Genomic DNA, 9,134 nt, shown 5'->3' on the forward strand with positions numbered 1-9,134 from the left:
CGTCGAGAGCAAGCCCGTCGCCCCGGCCGCGCGCCCTGCCCCGTCGCCGGCTTGGGGGCTTCGACGACAGGCGCGGGTTTGACTTCCGGCTTGGCCGGGGCTTCTTCCTGGGCCTTGGGCTGCGCGGCTTCACGGTGGTTGCCGTGGCCGTCCACTTCCAGGCGGATCAGCTCGCCGCCGACGGCCATCACCTGGCCGGGCACGCCGCCCAGCGCGATGATCTTGCCGGCGACCGGCGAGGGGATTTCCACGGTGGCCTTGTCGGTCATGACTTCCGCCAGCAGCTGGTCCTCGTGGACCTCGTCGCCCACCTGAACATGCCACTCCACCAGCTCGACCTCGGCAATACCTTCGCCGATGTCCGGCATCTTGATGACGTGAGTGCCCATTCAGACCTCCATGGCGCGCTTGAAGGCCGCGCCGACGCGTGCGGGCCCCGGGAAGTAGTCCCATTCCTGGGCGTGCGGGTAGGGGGTGTCCCAGCCGGTCACGCGCGCAATGGGGGCTTCGAGGTGGTGGAAGCAGTTTTCCTGGACCAGCGACATCAGCTCGGCGCCGTAGCCGCAGGTGCGGGTGGCCTCGTGGACGATGACGCAGCGGCCGGTCTTCTTCACCGACTCGACTATGGTGTCCAGGTCCAGCGGCCAGAGGCTGCGCAGGTCGATGATCTCGGCATCGATGCCGGTTTCCTCGGCGGCGGTCTGGGCCACGTAGACGGTGGTGCCGTAGGTCAGCACGGTCAGCTCGCTACCGGGGCGGGCGATGGCGGCCTTGTCCAGCGGCACGCTGTAGTAACCCTCCGGCACCTGGCTGGCCGGGTGCTTGGACCAGGGCGTCACCGGGCGGTCGTGGTGGCCGTCGAACGGGCCGTTATACAGGCGCTTGGGTTCGAGGAAGATCACCGGGTCGTCGTTCTCGATGCAGGCGATCAGCAGGCCCTTGGCGTCGTAGGGGTTGGACGGCATCACGGTACGCAGGCCGCAGACCTGGGTGAACATCGCCTCCGGGCTCTGGCTGTGGGTCTGCCCACCGTAGATGCCGCCGCCGCAGGGCATGCGCACCACCATGGGCACGGTGAAATCGTTGACCGAGCGGTAGCGGATGCGCGCCGCCTCGGACACCAGCTGGTCGGTAGCCGGGTAGACGTAGTCGGCGAACTGGATTTCCACCACCGGGCGCAGGCCGTAGGCACCCATGCCGACGGCGGCGCCGATGATGCCGCTCTCGGAGATCGGCGCGTCGAACACCCGCGAGGTGCCGTATTTCTTCTGCAGGCCCTCGGTGCAGCGGAACACGCCGCCGAAGTAGCCGACGTCCTGGCCGAACACCACGACGTTGTCGTCGCGCTCGAGCATCACGTCCATGGCCGAGCGCAGCGCCTGGATCATGGTCATGCTGGTGACCGCCTGGGCGTTCTCGTGTTGCTGGTTCATGGCATTCATACCCCGAGCTCCTGGCGCTGCCGGCGCAGGTGTTCCGGCAGGTCCTTGTAGACGTCGTCGAACAGGTTGGCGGCGCTGAACACGTGGCCGTCCACCAGCGAGCCGTGGCGTTCGGCTTCCTTCTGCGCGGCGATCACTTCGGCCTCCAGTTCCTTCTTCAGCGCTTCCTGCTGCTCCTCGGACCAGATGCCGAGGCCGATCAGGTGCTGCTTGAGGCGGGCGATGGGGTCGCCCAGCGGGAAGTTGGTCCAGTCGTCGGCGGGGCGGTACTTGGACGGATCGTCCGAGGTGGAGTGCGGGCCGGCGCGGTAGGTGACCCACTCGATCAGGCTCGGGCCGTGGCCACGGCGGGCGCGCTCGGCGGCCCACTGCGAAGCGGCGTAGACGGCGAGGAAGTCGTTGCCGTCCACCCGCAGTGAGGCGATGCCGCAACCCACGCCACGGTTGGCGAAGGTGGTGCCTTCACCGCCGGCGATGGCCTGGAAGGTGGAGATCGCCCACTGGTTATTGACCACGTTGAGGATCACCGGCGCGCGGTACACATGGGCGAAGGTGAGGGCGGTGTGGAAGTCGGATTCGGCGGTGGCGCCGTCGCCGATCCAGGCGGAGGAGATCTTGGTGTCGCCCTTGATCGCCGAGGCCATGCCCCAGCCGACGGCCTGGATGAACTGGGTGGCGAGGTTGCCAGAAATCGAGAAGAAGCCCTTCTCGCGGCTGGAGTACATGATCGGCAGCTGGCGGCCCTTGAGCGGGTCCTGCTCGTTGGAGAGCAACTGGCAGATCATGTCCTTGAGCGGGTAGTCGCGGGTGATCAGGATGCCTTGCTGACGGTAGGTCGGGAAGGTCATGTCGCCGTTGCGCAGGGCCATGGTGTGGGCGGTGGCGATGGCCTCTTCACCCAGGCACTGCATGTAGAAAGACATCTTCTTCTGGCGCTGGGCGGTGAGCATGCGCGCATCGAAGATGCGCGTCTTGAGCATCAGGCGCATGCCGCGCAGCAGTTGCTCGTGGCTCAGGTCCGGGGCCCAGGGGCCGACGGCGTTGCCGTCTTCGTCGAGCACGCGCACCAGGCTGAAGGCCAGGTCGGTGGTCTGCGCGGGTTCGACGTCGATGGCGGGTTTGCGCACCTCGCCGGCGGGCGACAGGTGCAGGTAGGAAAAGTCGGTCTTGCAGCCCGGGCGTCCGGTGGGTTCGGGCACGTGCAGGCGGAGCGGAGCGTAATCGGTCATGGCGGGTCTCCAGTTGTGATCGTGGGTGTGGATCAGCAGACGGAAGAGGCCATGCCTGGCGGGCGCACCCGGCCGGGTAGGGCTACGGTGCGGGTGCCGCGCGGGGTCGCGAGGCGGGTGGTGACATCACTCATGGTGAGGTCCTCGGTTGTTGTAGTTGTGGTTTCAGTATAGGTGTGACCGATTGGTTTTTTGCTCCAAATTGACTAGCTGTGAGCTTCAGGTTTAGTGTGTTTGAACTATAAAAACAGCTCTGAGTAGCACGACGAAAAATGGCTGAACTGGACCGCACCGACCTGAAAATCCTCCGCGCGCTGGCCGACGATGGCCGGCTTTCCTGGCGCGATCTCGCGCAGAACATCGGCCTGTCGCTGACCCCGACCTTGCGCCGGGTGCGCCGCCTGGAGGAGGAGCACTACATCCAGGGCTATTTCGCCCGCCTCGACGAGGAGCGCCTGTCCGGTGGCATGAGCGTGTTCGTCTCGGTGTCCCTGGAAAAACAGACCGGCGACTACCTCGCGCGGTTCGAGGAACGCATCGTCCAGGCGCCGCAGGTGATGAGCTGCTTCCAGATGACCGGCGATGCCGACTACATGCTGCGGGTGGTGGTGAAGGACCTGTCGGCGTACCAGCTGTTCCTCACCAACACGCTGACGCAGATTCCCGGCGTGGCGGGGATCAAGTCGGCGTTCGCGCTGAAGTCAGTGATGCTTCGCTCGGCGCCGCCGATCTGACCGGCAGCCAGGGCGCGGGGGCAGACATTTCGCGGACAAGGTCCGCTCGTACGCAAGCGCGCCGATCCCCCTCGTAGGGCCGGACCTCGCCCGCGAATCCAACCGGCCTGTAGCGGACCTTCAGGCAGCCTGTAGGAGCGAGCTTGCTCGCGAACCTGCGGCCCGGCGTGGCGCCGACCCGATCGCGGATGAATCCGCTCCTACAACAGCCGACACCTGCCTCACCCAGGCGTAGGAGCGGACCTTGTCCGCGAATCCAACCGGCCTGTAGCGGACCTTCAGGCAGCCTGTAGGAGCGAGCTCGCTCGCGAACCTGCCGCCCGGCGTCGCGCCGACCCTATTGCGGATGAATCCGCTCCTGCAACAGCCGGCACCTGCCTCGCCCGGGCATAGGAGCGGACTCCGTCCGCGATAGCTTGCCGCCGGTACTGAAACCATTGGCGGAGCGCGGTTCGCGAGCAAGCTCGCTCCTACGAAAAACAGGTCAACCGTTGCGGCGGAACTGCTCGCGATACTGCGTCGGCGTCACCCCCAGGCGCTGGGCGAACACCAGGCGCATGCGCGCCGCGCTGCCGAAGCCGCAGCGCCAGGCAATCATCTTCAGGGCCTGGTCGCTGCCTTCGAGCAATCCACGCGCCGCGTCGAGGCGGGCGCGCTGGACGAACTCCGCCGGCGTCACGCCCGCATCGCGGACGAATACGCGAGCGAAGCTGCGCGGGCTCATCGCCACCTCGGCGGCCAGTTGCGGCACACCCAGCGGCTGGTCGAGATTCTCCTGCACATAACGCTGGATGCGCGCCACCGGTGATCCTTCATCGGCCGGCGCCTGCAGGAAGGGACTGAACTGCGATTGCCCGCCTTGGCGCTGCGCCACCACCAGCAGCCGTTTCGCCACTGACAGCGCCACCGCCGCGCCGTGGTCTTCGGCGACCAACGCCAGCGCCAGGTCGATGCCTGCGGTCACGCCTGCCGAGGTCACCAGCGCACCATCGCGTACATGAATCCGGTCAGGCTCCACCAGTGCCTGCGGGAACAGCTCCGCAAGCCGCCGCGCATCGCTCCAGTGAGTCGTCACGCGCTTGCCGTCGAGCAGCCCGGCATGACCGAGCAGGAAGGCACCGGTGCAGATCGAGCCATAACGCGGCGCCTGGGCACAGGCCGCGCGCAACCAGTCGAGCAATTCCGGTGCAGGCGACTGTTCCGGCAACGCCGGCCCGCCCGGCACCAGCAGGATGTCGGCGGCAGCATGGGCCTGTTCGAGGTTGAAGTCGGCTCCAAGCAATTGGCCGTTTGAGGCGCGCAGAGGGAAGGGTGGCGCGGCGAGCGTGACCACCTGGTAGCCCTGGCCGGCAGGCACGAAAGCATTGGCCTCGGCGAACACATCCAGCGGCCCGGAAACATCCAGCGCCTGCACGCCGGGGAACAGCAGCATGGCCACACGCTTCATGACGCCTCCCGATCTGATCGATGGTGATCATTCTTGCGGGAGAAGCGATCGTCCGCAAACGCTTCGGCGGTTCGAATCCTGCCAATCAGCCGACACCGCCCATGACAATCACACGGGAATAACCTGCGCAATCCATCATTGTTGCGCGAACTGCATAAATGCATTGTCGAAGTCGGTCTGTGTCGCAAGGGCCCGGTCAGCTAGATTTATGGCAGTGGGCCACGATCGACGCGACCCGCGTGATCCCTGAGGTTCCTGCCATGAAATCCACTCTCTCCGCACTTTTCGCCATCCCTGCCTTGCTGCTGTCCTTCAGTGTTTTCGCCGACGATGCAGCCGTGTACCACTACGGCATGCCGCTCGACGTGGCCAAGGTACTGAGCATCTCCCAACCCAACGAGCGCTGCGAAGTCAGCCAGGCCACCATGGTCTACCTGGATTCCCAGGGCCAGCAGCACAGCGTCAAGTACCTGCGCCAGACCCCGCGTTGCAGCGATATCTGAGTAGGCGCAGAACTGCCCCACTGATCACTGCCGCCGGCTAGCCAGGTCGTTCAGCGAATGACTGGCGCTGGCGGCTTGCTGTGCCTGATCGGAAAAGGTCCGGATGAGCACGTGGACGCCGCTGGTGCCGCGCTTGAGCTAATCGTGCCTGGCACGTGATCGAGGTTGTCGTGGGCCCGCCAGCCAGGTAATAGGGCCCTGGGGCATATCGGAACGCTGGGCGCGGCGGGTATTTTCCTCCGACTTAGAACGTGGTGGAGAACAGCAACTGGCTGTAGAGGTTGCTGTTGTCGTTGCCGATCTGGGTGCCGCCTTCGGCTGCGCTCTTCTTCGGCTGGTACAGGCCCACCAGCGGGATGATCACCAGGTGCTCGTTGATCGCCCACTCGGCGTAGAGGTCCAGCTCGCGGCCGTCGGTGTTGCCCAGGTCCGTGTCCAGGGTGTGGAAGTCGAAGTACTGCGCGCCGATGGAGAGGTTCTCCAGCGGTGTGACCTTGGCGCCGACGTTGTGCACGCGGGTGTTGTTGTTGAACGGGCCGGAGTAGTTGCCTGCCACCTCGCCCTGGAACCAGGTGCCGAAGCCACGGCTGAAGCCGTAGAAGAGGGTGTCGTAGCCTTCGGAGAAGCGGCTGAAGCGGTAGCTGACGTAGGGCTTCCAGGTGACGTCGGAGAAGGTCCAGCCGGCCTCCAGGTACCAGGCGTTCTCGCTGTCATCGCTGTACTGGGCGTTGCGCTTGTCCTGCCAGGCGTATTCGCCGGAGAGGAACAGGTTCTCCACGCCGGCGTTGCCGGTGCCGCGCAGGCTCCAGGTCTTCATGTCCTTTCGGTCGAGCTGGATGGGCGAGGCGTAGCGCTCGTCGACGTCGGTGACGTCGATGTAGGTCAAGCCGAGGGTGGCTTCCGGGGCGACGTGTTCGAGGGTGGCGACATACAGCTCGGAATTGGCCTGGGCGCGGTTGTCCGACTTCAGGCGCATCAGGTCGCCACGCCAACCTTCCTTGCCACCGATGCGCAGCACGGCAGTCTCGTCGAAGGCGCGGCGCGCCGCCAGGTAGTAGGCGCCGCCGCGGTTGTATTCGCCATCGGCCAGGCCCTTGCCCATGTTCAGAGCATCGCCGTCGATCAGGAATCCATCGCCGACCACGATGTTCTGGCGGCCGAACGACAGGTCGATGCCATCGTCACCCAGCACCGGGAACAGCCCGGCCGAACGCCAGCCCGCGTAAGCGTCCTCGATCTTCGTGGTGCGTTCGGAACCGTCGCTGAAACCGGCGGCGTCTCCGTCGCCCCAGGTGCCGGAGCTGAGCAGATTGAAGGCGCCGTAGGCCTTGCCCGCGCCGCCCAGTTGCTGGTCGCCGCTCAGGCCGTACTTGATGAAGCCTTCCTGCCAGGAGGACGAGCCTTCATCCAGGGTGCCGGACATGTTGTAGCGCTCCTGGCTGTGGAACAGCCCGAAGGTCGCCGAGAGGTCGGCGTTCAGGTGCGTATCGTCGGTCGCGTACAACTCGTAGGCGCTGGCGGAACTGGCCCCGGCGATGAGCAGGGCGAGCAGGGTGGGGCGCAGCACGGCGGCGTGGGTCATGGCGAAGGCATCCGTTTCGTTATTGTCGATAGGGGGATGTGGCTTCTGCCGATGCTAAGTAAGGGCTGGCCCTGTGCCGTTGCTCCTGTCTGCCAAGTGATTGGGTGTGGTTGCCAGATCGGTGGGAGGACGCCTGTAGTTTTCGTGCCCGTTGAAAGCCCCTCTCCCTGAAGGGAGAGGGGATTGATCGGCATCAAGCGAAACTCCGAGCTGGCCGGCGGTACCGGACGGCCCCCTCTCCTTTCAAGGAGAGGGGAGTCTTAGCACAGGAATTGCTCTGTAGGTGCGGACTCCGTTCGCGATCGCGCCCCTGGATCGCTCCTGCAGATGAGCTCCGAACGAACGACTACTGAATCGCCGCCACCGGCTGCCCGGCTACTTGCCGGCTCGCGGCTTCCTGCGGGGCGGGGGTGGCCCAGTCGGCGGCCTTGAATTCGCGGCGGATCAGGCCGTAGCTCTTCGCTGCCGTGATGGAGGCATCCAGCTTGCCGAGCAGGTCGGCATCCAGCTTGGGTGACAGTACCTCCACCAGCGGCCGATCCTGGTACTCGCTCTTGAAGATCACTGCCGGGTAGCTGGCCTGGTTCGATACCAGCTCGATATAGGCATCGCGGTTGGCCTCGGTGCTGGCCCATTGCACGGCCTGCAGCTGGACCTTGAGCAGACGCTCGGTGATGTCCGGGTGGGCGTCGACGAACGCTCCATTGCCGACCAGTACCGCCTGCAGGGTGCCGGCGCCGCCGAGGTCGCGGGTGTTCAGCGGGATTTCCGCCAGGCCCTTGTCGCGCAGGGCGAACAGGCCGGCCAGGCCCCAGGTGGCGTCGATCTGCTTGGCCGCCAGGGCGGCGAGGGCGGCGCTGAAGTCCAGGTTGATCACCTTCAGGTCCTTCTCGCTCAGGCCAGCGCTGGCCAGCGCGTTGTCGAACGACAGCTGGCTGGCGGTGCCGCGGAAGATGCCGACGCGCTTGCCCTTGAGGTCAGCCAGGGTCTTGATCCCCGAGCCCGGCTGCACGCCCAGGTAATGGTTCACGCCGCGCGCGGTGGCGGCCAGCAGGCGGCTGTCGAGGCCGCTGGACTTGCCGATGATCGCGGCAAGGTCGCCCAGGTAGGCGAAGTCCACCTGGCCGTTGGCGAAGGCTTCGTTGACCACCGGCCCGGCGCCTTTGAAGAAGCTCCACTTTATCTGGATGCCGTCGTTGGCGAATTCCTTCTCCAGCAACTGGCGGGTGTAGAGGATGTCCACGACGCCGCCGCCGGAGTGGTTCTGCCCGGCGCTGACGTCGGGCACGGCGATGCGGATTTCCTTAACCGGGTCGGCGGCCTGGGCGACCAGCGGGTAGGCGCCGAGCAGGCCGGCCAGCACCGGCGCAGCGAAGAGGGACAGCAATTGATGGGTGAGGGCCTTCATGGCGCCTGCCTCCTGCAGTGGGGGAGCGCGTCTGGCTCCGGCGCCCGCACTAAAGGCATGGGACTGGCAAGCAACAAAATAATAAAAATTCATTTTTTAGTAATTTTTCGAGCTAAGCGAGGTATTACCGGGCTTTGCAGGCAGATGCCCTGGGGGCATAAAAAATATTCAGCGAATGCATTGGATGCATGCCGGGGCCTTCCCTTAAATGGCCTGTGTTAGCTCGTAAATGCATTGATGCGACTATTTATATTCCAATGAAGAATATTACAAAGCCCTATCGCCTTGCTCTTCCCAGCCCCCTCCTGAGGCCTTCCCCTTTCGGCTGGCGTGGGCTCGAACCGTTGTTGCCGTGGCTGGTGCCGCTGGCCATCGTCCTGCTTTGGTGGACTGCCAGCCATCGTCACTGGATGTCCGCACAAATCCTCCCGACGCCCGAACTGGTGCTGCAGGCCGGCCGCGAGCTGCTCGCCGGCGAGCTGTGGCAGCACCTGGGCATCAGCTTGAAACGTCTGCTCTGGGGCCTGCTGGCCGGCATCCTCAGCGGGCTGGCACTGGGCGCCTGGCTCGGCTTCAGCCGCCGCGCCGAGCGTCTGGTGCTGCCCACCTTCAGTGCCTTGGCGCAGGTCCCGACCCTCGCCTGGATTCCTCTGTTCATGCTGTTCTTCGGCATCGGCGAGCTGCTCAAGCTGGTGGTGCTGATCAAGGCCATCATCGTTCCGGTGACGCTGCATACCCTGGTCGGCGTGCGCGACGCCCAACCCCGCCTGCGCGAGGCCGCCGCCGTGC

At 65.5% G+C, this 9,134-nt stretch carries 9 protein-coding genes; 3 read left to right on the forward strand and 6 right to left on the reverse strand.

The window, feature by feature from the left end; translation table 11 throughout:
- The 3 genes from ACCC94_RS24770 to ACCC94_RS24780 form a co-directional block, all read right to left on the reverse strand.
- Window positions 1-389: biotin/lipoyl-containing protein (locus tag ACCC94_RS24770; protein WP_413352268.1), on the reverse strand; the 389-nt coding region annotated here is incomplete at its 3' end.
- A complete protein-coding gene (locus tag ACCC94_RS24775; RefSeq protein ID WP_081519779.1) occupies window positions 390-1,442 on the reverse strand; it encodes an alpha-ketoacid dehydrogenase subunit beta in 1,053 nt (350 codons plus the stop codon).
- Window positions 1,439-2,671 (reverse strand): 3-methyl-2-oxobutanoate dehydrogenase (2-methylpropanoyl-transferring) subunit alpha, encoded by a 1,233-nt coding sequence (locus ACCC94_RS24780; RefSeq protein WP_413352269.1) that lies wholly within the window; start codon window positions 2,669-2,671, stop codon window positions 1,439-1,441. Before ACCC94_RS24780 ends, ACCC94_RS24775 begins: the two co-directional genes overlap by 4 nt.
- Before the next feature lie 272 nt (window positions 2,672-2,943).
- On the opposite strand from ACCC94_RS24780, the gene ACCC94_RS24785 reads away from it, so the two are divergent.
- Entirely contained in the window at window positions 2,944-3,405 is a 462-nt protein-coding gene (locus ACCC94_RS24785; protein ID WP_017518322.1) for an Lrp/AsnC family transcriptional regulator, read from the forward strand.
- Between the two features lie 484 nt (window positions 3,406-3,889).
- Here ACCC94_RS24785 and ACCC94_RS24790 read toward each other — a convergent pair whose 3' ends face one another.
- The gene (locus tag ACCC94_RS24790) at window positions 3,890-4,852 is read right to left on the reverse strand and encodes a GlxA family transcriptional regulator (protein ID WP_413352270.1); all 963 of its coding nucleotides are present in this window, start codon (window positions 4,850-4,852) and stop codon (window positions 3,890-3,892) included.
- 260 nt (window positions 4,853-5,112) lie between these two features.
- On the opposite strand from ACCC94_RS24790, the gene ACCC94_RS24795 reads away from it, so the two are divergent.
- Window positions 5,113-5,355, forward strand: a complete 243-nt coding sequence (locus ACCC94_RS24795) for a DUF2790 domain-containing protein (protein WP_413352271.1) — start codon at window positions 5,113-5,115, stop codon at window positions 5,353-5,355.
- Between the two features lie 244 nt (window positions 5,356-5,599).
- Here the strand turns inward: ACCC94_RS24795 and ACCC94_RS24800 are convergent, their stop codons facing one another.
- Together ACCC94_RS24800 and ACCC94_RS24805 are read right to left on the reverse strand one after the other, a co-directional pair.
- The gene (locus ACCC94_RS24800; RefSeq protein WP_413352272.1) at window positions 5,600-6,937 is read right to left on the reverse strand and encodes a hypothetical protein; all 1,338 of its coding nucleotides are present in this window, start codon (window positions 6,935-6,937) and stop codon (window positions 5,600-5,602) included.
- A gap of 346 nt (window positions 6,938-7,283) precedes the next feature.
- On the reverse strand, window positions 7,284-8,345 hold the full coding sequence (locus ACCC94_RS24805; RefSeq protein ID WP_413352273.1) for an ABC transporter substrate-binding protein: 1,062 nt from the start codon (window positions 8,343-8,345) through the stop codon (window positions 7,284-7,286).
- 257 nt (window positions 8,346-8,602) lie between these two features.
- Between ACCC94_RS24805 and ACCC94_RS24810 the strand changes: the two genes are divergently transcribed.
- A partial coding sequence (locus ACCC94_RS24810; protein WP_413352275.1) for an ABC transporter permease occupies window positions 8,603-9,134 on the forward strand: 532 nt, incomplete at its 3' end.

It is taken from the genome of Pseudomonas sp. Pseusp97 (assembly GCF_047304025.1).
Taxonomy (GTDB): domain Bacteria; phylum Pseudomonadota; class Gammaproteobacteria; order Pseudomonadales; family Pseudomonadaceae; genus Pseudomonas.